A 15067-nucleotide genomic window follows, 5' to 3' on the forward strand; every position below is an offset into this window, starting at 1 on the left:
TTATTATGAATACCTCTACATTTGATTGGTCATGTAATCACACTTGGAAAACAAGTGCTAAAAATACGATGTGGTGTGTGATTGGTTGTTCGATTGGAGATTTTGGAACTATCTTATTATTCCAAATTACACAAATTCCATGGACAGTTGTAGCCATTATGACTCTTGCAATCATAAACGGATTAATCACAAGTATAATCTTAGAGACTATAATATTAATGAGACAGAATTTTAATTTCATTAGTGCATTTAAAACTGCGTGTGGGATGAGTTTTATTTCAATGATTAGTATGGAAATTGCAATGAACTTAACTGATTATCTTTTAACAGGTGGGGCAATGTTAACATGGTGGATCGTGCCAATCATGTTAATTGTGGGTTTTCTAACTCCATGGCCTTACAATTATTGGAGATTAAAAAAGTTTGGAATAGCCTGTCACTAAGCAATGGAAAATATATTTAATAATAAATATTTAAATCAAAAAAAATTAGTCAAAGATCATTTTTTTTATCTAGTTTCTAATTTTTCAGAACTTAATCAAAAACAAATAGATTATTTATCAATTAATATTGTTAAAAATGCTCAAAACTACAAAGCTGGAAGCCCATTTAGTAAATTAATTCATGAGTTCTCACTTACAAGTAACGAAGGTATTGTGCTTATGTGTTTAGCAGAAGCTCTTTTAAGAATACCAGATGCAACAACAATTAATGATTTAATAGAAGACAAAATTCCGATAGGGGATTGGAAAAAATATATCAAGAATGATAAAGATTTATTTGTAAATATCTCCTCAATAGCTTTTTTATTAACGGGTAAAATTGTTGAAGAAAAAGTTGAAGAAAATAAAAATATACTAGGCAAAGTTGTTAAAAATCTTTCAGGCCCAATTTTAAGAAACGCAATCAAGCAAGCAATTAATATTCTTGCTAAACAATTTGTTTTTGAAAGAGATATAAAAAAAGCAATTAATTTTAGTAATGAAAAAAAACACGACAAATATACTTTTTCATTTGATATGTTGGGTGAAGCTGCAGTTACTTATGGGGACTCTGATCGATATTATAATCAATATGAAGAAGCAATAATTGAAACTGGTAAAGGAAAGAATCCTCATAAAAAAAGTATTTCCATTAAATTATCATCTCTACATCCAAGATATGAGCGAAACAAATTAGATTTATTAAAAAAAGAACTTTTTCCAAAGGCTTATAAACTTACTGAACTTGGAAGAGAAAATAATGTTGATATCTGTTTTGATGCAGAAGAAGCTGATAGATTAAATTTATCGTTATTCATATTTAAGGAAATAATTGAAAGTAAATTAATTGATGAAAAATACCAAGGTTTTGGATTTGCAGTTCAAGCTTACCAAAAGAGAGCTTTTTTTGTATTAGATTGGCTTAAAAAATATTTAAACAAAGTTAATAAAAAAATTAATATCAGATTGGTTAAGGGAGCTTACTGGGATACAGAAATAAAAATTGCTCAAGAACAAGGTTTTATTGATTACCCTGTGTTTACTAAAAAATTTGCAACTGACATATCATATCTAGCTTGTGCTCATAAACTCTATGAAAATGATAATGTTTTTTCACAATTTGCGACCCACAACGCTCATAGTATTTCATATATTAAAACTCTTTTTAAAGATCGGGATTTTGAATTTCAAAAATTACATGGAATGGGTGATGAAATTTATTCATATCTTGAAAAAGATGAAAATTTTAAATGTAGAGTATATGCGCCAGTTGGTGGCTATAAAGATTTACTACCTTATTTAGTAAGAAGATTGTTAGAAAATGGTGCTAACACTTCATTTATTCATCAACTAAAAACGAAAGATTTTGATGTCTCAAAATTAGTTCAATCCCCACTCGCTAAAATCGAAAAACTTGATGAGGACAAAATTAAAAAACCAATAGATATCTATGGAGATCGAAAAAATTCAAAAGGCTTAGATTTAAGTGAGGAAGATGTGGTTGAAAGTTTTCAATTTAATGGAAAATTTAAAGATATTAAAGCTTACTCATTAATTAATGGCAAGGATATTAAATCGGATAAAGAGATAGATATAAAATCTCCTCATAGCTCTTCTGTTTTAGGGAAAAAGTATTTTGCTGATGAGAAGATATCTGAAATAGCAATTGAAAACTTAAAAGAATATTCTTCAAAATGGAAAAAATTTCCAATTGAAAAAAAAACTGAGATTTTTTTAAAATTTGCAAATTTAATTGAAGATAATACAAATGACATTATTGAAATATGCGCAAAAGAGTCTGGTAAAAGTATTAAAAACTCAATTGCAGAGATTAGAGAAGCAATTGATTTTTGCAGATACTATTCAAAAGAAGCTTTAAATTTATTTCAAACTCAAACATTAAAAGGACCAACTGGAGAACTTAATCAATACAGAATGGTAGGAAAAGGCCTTTCGTTCGTGGTAAGCCCTTGGAATTTTCCAGTTGCAATTTTTATAGGTCAAACTGTTGCTGCACTTATTACTGGTAATGTAGTAATTACCAAACCCGCTGAACAATCATCATTTGCAGCATATTATATTATAAAACTTTTATTAAAAGCTGGTTTGCCCAGTAACGCAATTGCATTGTTATTAGGTGATGGAGCGTTAATTGGAAAAAAAGTTATTAATGATAAAAAACTTAAAAATGTCATCTTTACTGGTTCCTTAGAAACAGCAAAAATTATTCAATCTAATCTTCAGCAAAAAGAAAATATTCCAACTTTCATTGCAGAAACTGGAGGCCTTAATTGCATGATTGTAGATACTTCAGCTTTAACAGAGCATGTTGTAAAAGATGTAGTTAATTCAGGTTTTGATAGTGCGGGACAAAGATGTTCAGCTTGTAGAATATTATGTGTTGAAGAAAATATCTATGAACATACTAAGCATACTTTGATTGGAGCAATGAAAACACAAAAAGTTGGTAATCCAGAAGAATTGTCAACAGATATTGGGCCAGTAATTGATACTGAAGCATTTGATAATATTAATAATCATATAAAAAAATTTGATAAAGTTTTCCAAACAGAGATAAATTTAAATCAAGGTAATTTTATTCCACCAACATTAATTGAAATTGAAAAACTATCAGATTTAAAAAATGAAGTATTTGGTCCAGTAGTTCACATGCTGAAGTATAAAGCTTCAAATTTAGATCAATTAATCGAAGATATTAATGATCTTGGATTTGGATTAACACTTGGTATTCACAGTAGAATAGACAAAACTATTGATAGGGTGGTAGAAAAAGCTGAAATTGGCAATATTTATATAAATAGAAATATGATTGGTGCAGTAGTAGGAGTCCAACCTTTTGGAGGATATGAAAAATCAGGCACAGGTCCAAAAGCTGGAGGACCTGAGTATTTAAAACGGTTATGCCATGAACAAAGTATTTCTAACAATACTGCTTCAATGGGTGGAAATGCATCATTATTATCAGAAGTAGAAGATTAAATGGTAAATAAGAATCTAGTTCTTCTGACTATTTGTCAGGTATTTTCTTTTACTGCACCCCCAATAACAGTTTTTATTAGTGGTATTGTTGGTTTAAAAATATCTCCAATTGCATCTCTTGCTACATTACCAACTTCACTTTCAATTGTTGGAACAGCTGTATTTTCTTTTTTTGCAGCAAAGATAATGAGTAAAATTGGAAGAAAAAAAGGATTTATACTTTCATCAACATACTCAAGTTTAGCTTCATTGCTTGGAGCTTATTCAATTTATAATGAAAATTTTATTTTATTCTGCATTTCATGTTTTATAATTGGAACAGGTATTGCTTTCACCCATCAATATAGATTTGCAGCAGCTGAAACAGTTGAAAAAAATGATAGTTCAAGAGCTATTTCAATTTTGTTACTTGCAACAATTCTTTCAGCATTAATAGGACCTAATGTTGCAAATTTTACTAAAAATATAATCTCAGATCATCTTTATACAGGATCATATATTTCATTAGCAGCCTTAACTATTATACCGGTTTTTCTATTAGCCTTTTATAGAGCAGATAAAAACCCAAAACCTAAAGAAAACACTAAGGGAAATCAAAGATCGTATATTGAGTTATTACTAAACCCAATTATTCTTCAAGCAATTGTTACAGCTGCTTTTGCATATTCAATAATGTCATTCATTATGACTGCTACACCAATCAGCATGTACAAGATGCATGGATTCACATTAGGCTCAACAAGTATTGTAATCCAGTCGCATATAATAGGAATGTTTTTGCCATCATTAATTACAGGTAGATTGATAAAGAAATTTGGACATTCGACAATTATTTATTCAGGAGCATTAATTTATCTAATTTGTATTTTCTTAAGTTTTTATGACCAAACATTCATCAATTACTTAATTGCATTAGTATTACTGGGAATTGGATGGAATTTTTTATTTATTGGTGGAACTAGTTTATTAGTGCTTTGTTATCAAGAAAATGAAAAGTTTAAAGTACAAGGTTTTAATGATGTATTAGTCTTTTCTATACAATCTATAGCAAGCCTAACTGCTGGTTACTCAATTTTAAAATTTAGCTGGAATGAAATTAATTTAGCTTGTATTCCCTTAGTTTTATTGATTATTTTGATTTCAATAAGAGCAGATTTCTATAAAAAAAAACAAAATGGCATCGTTAAAAAATTGGGATAATAAAACCTGGTTGTCCTCAAAAGATTATATTAAATCTTTCAGTAAATTCTTAATTAAAAACAGCAATCTTAATTCTAAATCTGAAATTTTAGATATTGGGTGTGGAAGGGGCAAAATTTCTGGAAACTTATATAATGAATTAAAGTTAATATCTAAACCTACAGGTATCGATATTGTAGACCACAAAGACAAAGATAAAAGAATTAGATTTAAAAAATCAAATGGTTTAAATTTTTTAGACAAAAATAAAAAGTTTTTTGATTTAATCTTAATAAAACAAACAATTCACTTGTTGAAAATAAGAGAAATTAAAAAACTAATTAGACTTTGTAAAAAATATCTAAAACCAAATGGTGTTATTATGGTGTTAACTTTAGATCCATATAAAAATGAAATCCCTACATTCAAATTAATGAACAGTAAACTTAAAAAATCTTTGAATAGGGATAAAAAGATAATTGCACTATTAAAGAAAAACAACAAAATTAGTAAGACAAAAAAATTTATTTATAAAGTTAAAATTTTAAAGTCAAAATACCTTCAAATGATTAACGATAGGTATATTTCAATATTATTAGAATTTGATCTAAATCAAATTAAAAATGGAGTGAATGAAATTAATTCAAACTTTAAAAAAAGAATTATATTTAAAGATAAGTTGCAATGTATAATTATATCTAGAAATGTCTAAAAGATCTAACAGTGTAGATTTGTTTACTAATAAAGTCATGGATTATATGACCGATGACTTTATCTTGGTTGAAAAAAATGAACTGGTTAAAACAACTATTGAGAAACTCAGAAAAGAAAAAAAATCAACTGTCATAATTCAAAAAAATGAAAAAATGATCGGAATAATAACTGAAAAAGATATTCTTAAAAGGGTCGCTTTTAGTGCTGATGAGAAAACAAAAGTTGATCAAGTTATGACACATCCAGTTAAATTCGTTTATGAGGATGATTTGTTATTTCATGCGGTAGGCAAAATGAGAAAATTAAATTTAAATCATCTTCCTGTTATAGATATGAGTTTAAAAATACAGGGAATGATTGATATGAATACAGCTTTACAAGCTGAATTAGGAGATGTGGTCAATCAAATTGACAACATGACTTATGATGAACAAGACGTTTCAGGTTTAATTAAAATTAAACAACAACAAGTCGTTTTAGCTAATAACATGCTAGTTAGAAATGCTTATCCAGGTGATATTTCATATTTATTAAGTTTTTTAAATAATGTCATCTACCGTAGGGCAATTCGATTGGCAGAAAAAAGAGTTGGGAAAAAAAATATAATAGAAAAAATCCCAGAATATTCAGTCATTGTTATGGGCTCAGGGGGAAGAATGGAAAGTTTTCTGCATCCTGACCAGGATAATGGGATAATCTATGAAACTAACAATGAAGACCCAAAAAAAGTAGATTTATATTTTAATGAACTCGCTAAGGATTTTTCAAAAACCTTAGATGACTGTGGTATTCCTTTTTGTAAAGGAGATTTAATGGCAAGTAATCCATTGTGGAGAAAAAGTGTACCAGAATGGAAAAATCAAATTAATCAATTTTTAGATAATCACACCCCTCAAGATATGAGAAATATTGATATGCTTTACGATTTTAGATCTATTTATGGTAAAAAAGAATTAGCTGAAAATTTAAAGATATATTTGAACGAAAAACTGCATGAAAAAAAATTATTAAAGTTTTTGTATTTTAGTGAAGAACAAAGTGATGCTGCAATTGGTTTTTTTGGACAACTTATTTTAGAAAAAAATGATAAGGAAAATTTAGGATTATTAAACCTAAAACACACAGGAACACTCCCGTTGGTAGAAAGTATTAGATTATATTCAATTAAACATAAGGTTACAAAAATTTCAACATTTGAGCGATTAAATGAACTCAATAAATTAAAGGTTTTAACTGTTGATGAAGTAGATTTTTTTAAAAATGCTCATCGTTTTATGTCAAATATTTTACTTAAAAATCAAGTTGAAAGAATAAAACAAGGTTTAACAATTAAAAATTTTATTGATCCAAAAACTTTACTTGAAAGAGAAAAAAAAGTTTTAAAAATTTATCTTAAGCAAATTAGAAAATTAAAACAAAGGGTAAGAGTAGATATTGGTGAAGAGTATTTTTAATAAGATTAAATATTATTTTGAAAAACAAAAGTTGTTTAATCAAGTAACACTTGAGCAATCTAATTTTGCAATTTTAGATACCGAAACAACAGGATTGAGAGTGTCCAAGGGAGATAAAGTTGTATCTGTTGCTTCTATTAAAATTAGTGAATTTAAGATTAGAGAAGATGTGATTTTAGATGAATTAGTGAATCCTCAAATAAAAATTCCAGAGCAATCAACTTTGATACACAACATTAAGGATGAAGATGTCAAAGACAAACCAACATTAATTGAAATAGAAGATAAAATCCTAAAATTTATTAAAAAAAGTGTTTTAGTTGGTCATAATATTGATTTTGATATTAGATTTTTAAAAAATAATGCTAAAAATACTAATCTAGCCAATCGAATGGAGGTTATTCAGCCAATTGATACAATTCATCTTACCGCAGGACTTTTCCCAGATTTAAAGAATTACGAACTAACAAGTTTATGTGAACATTTTAATATAAAAGCTGGTGATCAAGTTAGACATTCTGCCCTAGGAGATTGCTGGTTAACAGCAAGATTATTTTTGTTTCTTTTAAACAAAGCAAAAAATTTAGGAATAACAAATATCGCAGGGCTGGTAAAACTTTGTAATAGAGGTTTAAACCTGCATCACATTATAAAGAATGCAAAAAATATTCATTAATTAAAGAATTCTTTTTAATAAATTGTCATCAAAAAATAATTTATGGGTAATTACTGCCATTAAATGAATAATGATAAGAACTATCAGCAAATAGTTTGAAAAAACATGAATATCGTAAAATAATTCTCCTAATTCAAAATTATCTTGAATTCTGATTTTTTTAAAAATAATTGTGAGCGTTTCTCCATTGAATAATTTTTTAAAAATACCTGATATTGTGATTGATAGAATTGTCACATATAGAAGTGCATGATTTACTTTCGCCAAGAATTTTTGACCTTTAAAAATACTTGGTTCTAATTTTGGTGTTGGATTAAAAACTTTATATAACAGTCTTAAAATAACCAAGTAAAATAAAGACAAACCAACTACAACATGAATATTTTCTATACTTAATCTTTCTGGTCCAAATTCTAAATTCACCAAATAAAAACCAAATGGTATTTGAGCAAAAAGCAATATTGCACTTAGCCAATGTAATAATTTTGAAATTAAACCATACTCTGTTACTGTATTTTTTACATGCATACATTAATTAAACACATTGCTAAGAAAATTGGTATTAATTTATTTTTAATAACTTCAATATTAATTTGTTCAAATGTTAGTGCTGAACAATCAGCTGAAGAAATAATTAAAAATAGAAAAGTTTTATTCAAAAAGAATTATAATACAGCTAAAAAAGTTCAGTCCCTTTCATCAAATGAGGATTTTAATAAAGCAAAAGAATTAATGTTAGAAATGAGTGAAAATTATAAATCTTTAAAAAAAATGTTTCCTGAAAATACTAAAGAGGGATTTAAAACAGAAGCCCTCCCTCTAATTTGGCAAGAAAAAAATAAATTTAATTTGTTAATGGAAAAATCTTCCGGCGATATGGTACAATTGGCATCTGTTATTGAAAATACAGATAATATTAAAGGAACATTAGGAAAGCTAATGTGGGCTAATTGTAAAGCTTGTCATTCAAAATATCGTGAAGAACATTAAATTTCTAATATTTTAAATTTAAAAAATAATGATCCCTATAAAAATCAAAGAACACTTAGATAGTTATATTTATCAGGAAGTCTACGTTCAAATAGCAGTCATTAAAGGTAAGGAAAAGGTATCTACTAAAATAGCTGTTAACAATTACTTTAATTCAAATCATTTTAGAGATCTGTCTGAAGGCAAACCTTACTACCATTTTATAGATGGGTTAAATGATAAGTGTTTAATTAAATTAATAGACTCGCCCATGAAAGATAAAGAAACTGATGATGAGGTAATTATTGAACTTCAAAAAAAATTACAAAATTTAAGTAACGATGAATTAAAAAATACTTTTTGGGAAATAGAAACTGGGGAATTTGTAAACAGCGATCAGATCAAAGAGCTTGAACAAGAAAGAGATCAAATGATTGAAAGTTTAAATCTTAATAATAAAGATAACGTACATAAAGTTTTGATGGATTTTTGCAAAAAATATGAAGAATTATGCATTGTTAAATATCCTGACGCACCACTTCCATTGGAGATATTGAAATCTACTGGTTCCTAATCATTGGATAAACCTTAGGATTTAGGTATTTTAAATTTGTAATCATTATTAATGCTAAGGTAACCAATCCAATACTCAATCCTAAGTTAAATAATACTTTAAAATCAAAAGCCCAGACTAATTCAAAAATATTCTCCATAATAAATTTAGAGGCAGTTACTGCAAAAAAGGTTGCTATCAATATTACAGAATTAAAGATTATTAAAAATTCGATTAAGGAAGATAAAATAACTTCTTTTTTTGAAAACCCTAAAATTTTAAATACTAAATTTTGATATTCTTTAACTTTTCCTTGAACCATAATAGCGCTAGAAATAACAATTAATCCTATAATAATAGTGACTGTTGAAATAAGAGTAACTGCTATGAAAACTTTGTTCAAAACATCGGTTACTTTATTCAAATAATCTGCAATCTTAATCATGGACAAACTAGGTAATACATCTAGCATTGAAGTCTCATCAAACTTTTCAATTGTTTCAAATTTTGCAGTTGCTAAATATTCATGAGGAATATTATTTGCAAATTGAGGATTAAATAACATGGCAAAATTAATACTGAGATCACGGTAATCTACCGCTCTAAAATTAACTATCTCTCCATCAATTTCTCTACCATAAATATTTAGTGTGAACACATCGCCTAATTTAATATTTAAATTTTTTGCAACTTCAGCATCTAAAGAAATTTGAAGTTGGTTAGGTTTGGTAATATCCCACCATTTACCTTCAGTTAATGGATTATCTTCTGGAACTTCATTTACCCATGAAGATCTTCTATCACTACCAATTACCCAGTAACTATCATTATCAGGTTTTATATATGTGTTTGGATTAATCCCATTAATCTTAATAATTCCAGATGACACCATCGGTACCACCTCAATTTTTGCATTAGCATCCATATTCAGTATATTTTTTTCAAAAATTTCTTTTTCTCCCTTTTGAATACCTACAAAAAAATAATCAGGAGCAATATCAGGTATGGATTTTGCAATTTCTCTTTGAAAATTAGTGCCAACTAACGCGAGTGTAAGCAGTAAAGTAACTCCTAAACCTAAAGACATAATTGTAATTGGAGTAATACTTTTTGTCTGGGTTATATTTTTAATCGATACTTTTAAAGATATATTAGAAGTAGATTTAAATTTTCTTAAAAAATAAATGATTATTTTTGAAAGTAAAAAAAATACTATTAAACAAACAAAAAAAGCCACAAAATATCCTAGACTATAAATAGGGCGTTCAGATCCAAAACTAAATAATAAAACTAAAATAGATAATAATATTAGACTTAAAGATGCAGATTTTTTTGAATAATAAAATTCCAAATTTTGAAATACATTTCTAAATAAATTAGAGGCTTTTACTTGATCAATTGAACTTATGGTTGGGATTGAAAAAATAATAAGAACTAATAACCCAACTAAAAATATTTTAATAAAATTTATAATCGAAAATATTGGAGAAATATTAAGACCCAATCCATCAGATAAATATTGATCGACAAAAGGTACAATTAAAAAACTTGAGCCATAAGCAAAAGTTGTGATTACTAAAAGTAAGATAAATAATTGAAGATAATAGAGTGTTTTAATATTACCCGAATAAAATCCAACTGCTTTTCTAACTGCAATAGACATATTGTTTTGATTAATAAAAGAAAGAAGAGTATTTGCTATCCCAATTCCTGCAATCAACATCGCACTAATTGAAACTAATGATAAGAACTGTGAAAAATTGTTGATTATTCTCTTTAATCCACTTGCAGAATTTTCAGGATACCTAAGTTTAACTTTTTGATCATCTTTAAATATATTCTCTATTTTTTTTTCTATTTTACTGGCATCATCTGTTTCATTGAATTTTACTTTGTATTCGTAATTTAAAAAGCTGCCAATTCCATTAAGTTTCAAAATTTCTAATGTTTGATCTCCTGCAAGTGCCCAGTCACCAAAGGCAACAAACCCACTGACATCAGGGACAGATTTTACAATTCCAATAATTGTGAATAATTGATTTTGAACTTTAATTTTTTCATTAATTTTTAAGTTTAAATTTTTTGATAAACTTTCATTTATTAACAAAGTATTGGGTTCGTTATGCATTCTATCAAATGCGCCAGCAGGCTCATAATCAACAGAGCCATATAAAGGATATTTAGTATCTACAGTTTTAATTCTAGTAAACAGAGATTTGTTTTTTTCTCTACCAATGGTTGAGACCATTGTACTAAATTCAATCATTTGAGAAATGGTTGCAAATTCCTTAACTTGATTGACTAGTTTAAGACTTCCTTCATTACGATTATAGTCAATTTCAAGGTCGCCACCTAACAGGGCTTTAGCATTATCATTTAATTCTTTTTTTAAACTATCTTTAATGGTGAAGATGGCACTTAAAATGAAAAGACTGATAAAAAGAGTTATGATGATGCTTGATAACTTCTTATAATTTCTGCTTAAATCCTTTAAAGCATACTTAATAATTAGATTAAATTCAGACGGATTATTTAATTTTTCCATCTTTAATTCTAATTTTTCTTTTAGCTTTATTAGCTAATTTTGGATCATGAGTTACCATAATGAGCGAGGAACCTTCTTCTTTCACGTATTTAAATAATATATCAGAAATCATTACTGAATTTTCAGTATCTAGATTTCCAGTAGGCTCATCCGCTAAGATTAATTCTGGTTTCATTGCAATCGCTCTTGCTATCGCAACTCTTTGTTGTTCTCCGCCTGATAGTTGGCTTGGTAAATTATTAAATCGATGATTAAGTCCAAACCGATCTAATAATAGCTTTGCTTCTTTTCCTGGGTTTTTGAATTTATTTAGTTCAAGAGTTAAGGCTACATTTTCAACCGCTGTGTAATTGGGGATTAAATAAAATGACTGAAATATAATTCCAATATTTTTTCTTCTTATTTTCGAGACTTCATCTTCGCTTAATTTTGTAATCTCATGATTTTGAAAAAAAATTTTTCCAGAAGTAGCTTTTTCTAAGCCTCCAATTAACATAATAAGACTAGTTTTTCCTGAACCACTTTCACCAACAATAGATATTGTCTCTTTTTTCTTGGTAGTTAAGTTAATATCTTTTAAAACTCTGATATTATCTTTACCAGTTTGGTATTTAAGATTTACCTTATTTAATTTAAGAAGAACACTCATGAATAAAAGTTTTATTATTAAAATAATTGTATTTTGTCTAGTCACCATAAAGGTTAGTGCAATAGAAAAAGTAATTTTGTTTGGAGATAGTTTGATGGCAGGCTATGGATTACCTAAGGAACAACATTTATCAGTAGTTTTGCAAAATAGTTTAGAGTTAGAAGGTCACAAAATAGAAATTGTTAATGGTAGTGTTTCAGGAAGTACTTCTGCAGGTGGATTAAATATAGCTGAGTGGACTTTATCAGAAAATAATATTGATCTTATGATCTTATGTCTTGGAGCGAATGATATGCTTAGAGGAATTAATCCCAAGGAGACAAAAAATAATTTAGAAGAAATTATTAAAATTGCAAAAAACAAAAATATCCAAGTGGTCATAGCTGGCATGATTGCACCAACATCTTATGGTTTTGAGTATAAAAAATCTTTTGATAAAATTTTCTCTGATTTATCTAAAAAACATAATTTACAACTAATCCCATTTCTACTTGAAGGTGTAGCTCAAAAGCCTGAATTTAATTTAAGTGATGGCATGCATCCAAATGACCAAGGCACAATTATCATTGGTAACACTCTAAAAAAAGCCATCTTAGAAAATCTATAAAGACTTAATATTATTTTTTTGTTATCTTTTTTTATGAGGAAGATTCTGGCAATTATCATTTTATTTTTTTCAGCCTCATCCTTGAGCGCCAATGATAGAAATGTTGAACTTGACAAATTATTTCTAGAATTAAAAAAAAACATTCCATCTTTATCATCGGGAATAGCACAGCAAATTTGGATGTTATGGAGTACTCATCCTACAGATCAAAAATTGACATCACTTTTAGATGAGGGGTCAAGGTTAGTTCAAGATCAACAATTAAATAGAGCGATCGATGTTTTTTCGGAAGCAATTGAATTAGACCCCAACTGGGCTGAGGCTTGGAATAAAAGAGCAACAGTATTTTATATGGTTGGAGAGTTTCAAAAATCTCAAGATGATATTGATAAAGTTTTAGAATTAGAAGAAAGACATTTTGGAGCTTTAGCAGGGCAAGGTATGGTTAATATAAAGTTAAAGAATTATGATAAAGCAAAGAGAAGCTACCAAAAAGCACAAGAAATCTATCCAGCAATGAAATCATCAAAGGTAATGATTGAACAAATTGAAGAGTTAATTAAAAGACAATCAATTTAATTAATTAAATAGTTTAAAATCAATTACTAGATGAAAAAAACTACATCTCCCTCTAAAGCAATGTTGACACTTGCTAGATCTTTAAGTTTTAATGCTCAGAACTATATTCCAAAAGGTGGAGTATCTTTATCTTTATTTAAAGTAGAAATTTTATCAGGATTAACAGTAGCTCTAGCATTAGTGCCAGAAGCAATTGCTTTTGCTTTTGTTGCAGGAGTTGCACCTTTGTCTGGTTTATATGCTGCATTTATTGTTGGATTAATTACCGCTGTATTTGGTGGAAGACCTGGAATGATATCAGGTGCAACAGGTGCTCTTGCTGTAGTGATGGTCTCATTGGTAACTGAACATGGTGCTGAATATTTATTTGCAACTGTTGTTTTAATGGGAGTTTTACAATTATTAGCTGGTGTTTTTAAACTAGGAAAATTTATAAGAATGGTACCTGAGCCTGTGATGTTAGGTTTTGTCAATGGACTAGCAATTGTAATTGGTATTTCTCAACTAAGTCAGTTTAAAACAATAAATAATCTTGGACAATCAGTTTGGATTTCAGGTGATATATTACTTTATTCTATTGTTTTTGTTCTACTTACTATGTTTGTTATTTGGTTTTTACCTAAACTTACAAAAGTAGTTCCTTCAACTTTAGTTGCAATACTTTTAACAACGGTATTAGTTCTTGTCCTTAAAATTGATATTCCAAGTGTTGGAGATCTAGCAAGCGTTAAAGGTGGTTTGCCGAATTTTTCAATTCCAAATGTTCCATTAAATTTTGAAACATTAAAGATTGTTTTGCCCTATGCATTTATCTTAGCATCTATTGGATTAATAGAGAGCTTGTTAACTTTAAACTTAGTAGGAGAGATTACTAATAAAAGAGGTGGGGCTAGCCAAGAATGCTTAGCTCAAGGATTTGCAAATTCAGTAACTGGTTTTTTTGGAGGAATGGGTGGTTGTGCCATGATTGGTCAGTCAATGATTAATGTAAGATCAGGTGGTAGAACTCGTTTAGCTGGTATTACGGCAGCAGTATTTTTATTAATTTTTATTTTATATACTTCAAACTATATAGAGATGATCCCCATTGCAGCTTTAGTAGGGGTAATGTTTATGGTGGTGATAGGAACTTTTGCTTGGAATTCAATTAAGTTTTTAATGATGGTACCAAAAAGTGATGCCCTAGTTACGGTACTTGTAACGGTTGTAACAGTGTTAGAAGATTTAGCAGTTGCAGTGATTGTAGGGGTTATTGTTTCAGCTTTAGTTTATGCGTGGAAAACAGCTTCAAGAATTAGAGCTATTGAGAGACCTTCAAAAACAGATAAGGGCGCTAAAGTTTATGAAATTGAAGGACCTTTATTTTTTAGTTCAGCCAATAGTTTTTTAGAATTATTTACACCAGAAGATGATCCTAAGTTGGTTATAGTTGATTTTGCAAAGTCTAGAGTAATTGATCAGTCTGCATTAAAAGCAATTGAAGATGTTGCTCATAAATATAATAGTTTTGGAAAAAAAATTAAATTAAGACATTTAACCAAAGATTGTCATAAGCTTTTGAGTAAAACAGGTCAGTTGGTGGTTGATAGTGATGATGATCCTGATTACAGTTTAGCTGTTGATTATGGAGTTAAATTAAAAATATTTGGTAAATAAAACT

General features: G+C 28.3%; 14 protein-coding genes. 11 read left to right on the top strand and 3 right to left on the bottom strand.

Features of this window, described 5'->3' with window-relative positions:
* Window positions 1-5 precede the first annotated feature (5 nt).
* Genes ACIJYH_RS01940 through ACIJYH_RS01965 form a run of 6 tightly spaced genes read left to right on the top strand, consistent with a single transcriptional unit; the run spans window position 6 to window position 7505 of the window.
* Window positions 6-443 (top strand): DUF4396 domain-containing protein, encoded by a 438-nt coding sequence (locus ACIJYH_RS01940; RefSeq protein WP_435163576.1) that lies wholly within the window; start codon window positions 6-8, stop codon window positions 441-443.
* A gap of 3 nt (window positions 444-446) precedes the next feature.
* A complete protein-coding gene (putA, locus tag ACIJYH_RS01945; RefSeq protein ID WP_435163577.1) occupies window positions 447-3482 on the top strand; it encodes a bifunctional proline dehydrogenase/L-glutamate gamma-semialdehyde dehydrogenase PutA in 3036 nt (1011 codons plus the stop codon).
* Entirely contained in the window at window positions 3483-4682 is a 1200-nt protein-coding gene (locus ACIJYH_RS01950) for an MFS transporter (protein WP_435163579.1), read from the top strand.
* Window positions 4657-5373, top strand: a complete 717-nt coding sequence (locus ACIJYH_RS01955) for a class I SAM-dependent methyltransferase (protein ID WP_435163580.1) — start codon at window positions 4657-4659, stop codon at window positions 5371-5373. The genes ACIJYH_RS01950 and ACIJYH_RS01955 overlap by 26 nt, the downstream gene beginning before the upstream one ends.
* Window positions 5366-6829 carry a DUF294 nucleotidyltransferase-like domain-containing protein gene (locus ACIJYH_RS01960; RefSeq protein ID WP_435163582.1) on the top strand — a complete coding sequence of 488 codons (1464 nt, stop codon included), beginning with the start codon at window positions 5366-5368 and terminating at the stop codon, window positions 6827-6829. Before ACIJYH_RS01955 ends, ACIJYH_RS01960 begins: the two co-directional genes overlap by 8 nt.
* Window positions 6813-7505 (top strand): 3'-5' exonuclease, encoded by a 693-nt coding sequence (locus tag ACIJYH_RS01965; RefSeq protein WP_435163584.1) that lies wholly within the window; start codon window positions 6813-6815, stop codon window positions 7503-7505. Before ACIJYH_RS01960 ends, ACIJYH_RS01965 begins: the two co-directional genes overlap by 17 nt.
* Here the strand turns inward: ACIJYH_RS01965 and ACIJYH_RS01970 are convergent, their stop codons facing one another.
* Entirely contained in the window at window positions 7506-8033 is a 528-nt protein-coding gene (locus ACIJYH_RS01970; RefSeq protein WP_435163586.1) for a cytochrome b, read from the bottom strand. It abuts the gene before it with no gap.
* Between ACIJYH_RS01970 and ACIJYH_RS01975 the strand changes: the two genes are divergently transcribed.
* Complete coding sequence (locus ACIJYH_RS01975; RefSeq protein WP_435163588.1) at window positions 8028-8495, top strand: c-type cytochrome; 468 nt, start codon at window positions 8028-8030, stop codon at window positions 8493-8495. The two genes, ACIJYH_RS01970 and ACIJYH_RS01975, sit on opposite strands and share 6 nt — an antisense overlap.
* Before the next feature lie 28 nt (window positions 8496-8523).
* A complete protein-coding gene (locus tag ACIJYH_RS01980; RefSeq protein WP_435163590.1) occupies window positions 8524-9048 on the top strand; it encodes a hypothetical protein in 525 nt (174 codons plus the stop codon).
* Here ACIJYH_RS01980 and ACIJYH_RS01985 read toward each other — a convergent pair.
* Together ACIJYH_RS01985 and ACIJYH_RS01990 are read right to left on the bottom strand one after the other, a co-directional pair.
* Window positions 9035-11572 (bottom strand): ABC transporter permease, encoded by a 2538-nt coding sequence (locus tag ACIJYH_RS01985; RefSeq protein WP_435163592.1) that lies wholly within the window; start codon window positions 11570-11572, stop codon window positions 9035-9037. The genes ACIJYH_RS01980 and ACIJYH_RS01985 overlap by 14 nt on opposite strands.
* The gene (locus tag ACIJYH_RS01990; protein ID WP_435163593.1) at window positions 11556-12221 is read right to left on the bottom strand and encodes an ABC transporter ATP-binding protein; all 666 of its coding nucleotides are present in this window, start codon (window positions 12219-12221) and stop codon (window positions 11556-11558) included. The genes ACIJYH_RS01985 and ACIJYH_RS01990 overlap by 17 nt, the downstream gene beginning before the upstream one ends.
* Between ACIJYH_RS01990 and ACIJYH_RS01995 the strand changes: the two genes are divergently transcribed.
* The 3 genes from ACIJYH_RS01995 to ACIJYH_RS02005 all read left to right on the top strand — a co-directional run bounded on the left by ACIJYH_RS01995 (window position 12220) and on the right by ACIJYH_RS02005 (window position 15063).
* Entirely contained in the window at window positions 12220-12828 is a 609-nt protein-coding gene (locus ACIJYH_RS01995; protein ID WP_435163595.1) for an arylesterase, read from the top strand. The genes ACIJYH_RS01990 and ACIJYH_RS01995 overlap by 2 nt on opposite strands.
* A gap of 81 nt (window positions 12829-12909) precedes the next feature.
* Window positions 12910-13407 carry a tetratricopeptide repeat protein gene (locus ACIJYH_RS02000; protein ID WP_435163596.1) on the top strand — a complete coding sequence of 166 codons (498 nt, stop codon included), beginning with the start codon at window positions 12910-12912 and terminating at the stop codon, window positions 13405-13407.
* 30 nt (window positions 13408-13437) lie between these two features.
* A complete protein-coding gene (locus tag ACIJYH_RS02005; RefSeq protein WP_435163598.1) occupies window positions 13438-15063 on the top strand; it encodes a SulP family inorganic anion transporter in 1626 nt (541 codons plus the stop codon).
* Window positions 15064-15067: the final 4 nt, after the last annotated feature.

This window comes from Candidatus Pelagibacter bacterium nBUS_25 (genome assembly GCF_051200975.1).
In the GTDB taxonomy this organism is placed as follows: domain Bacteria; phylum Pseudomonadota; class Alphaproteobacteria; order Pelagibacterales; family Pelagibacteraceae; genus Pelagibacter.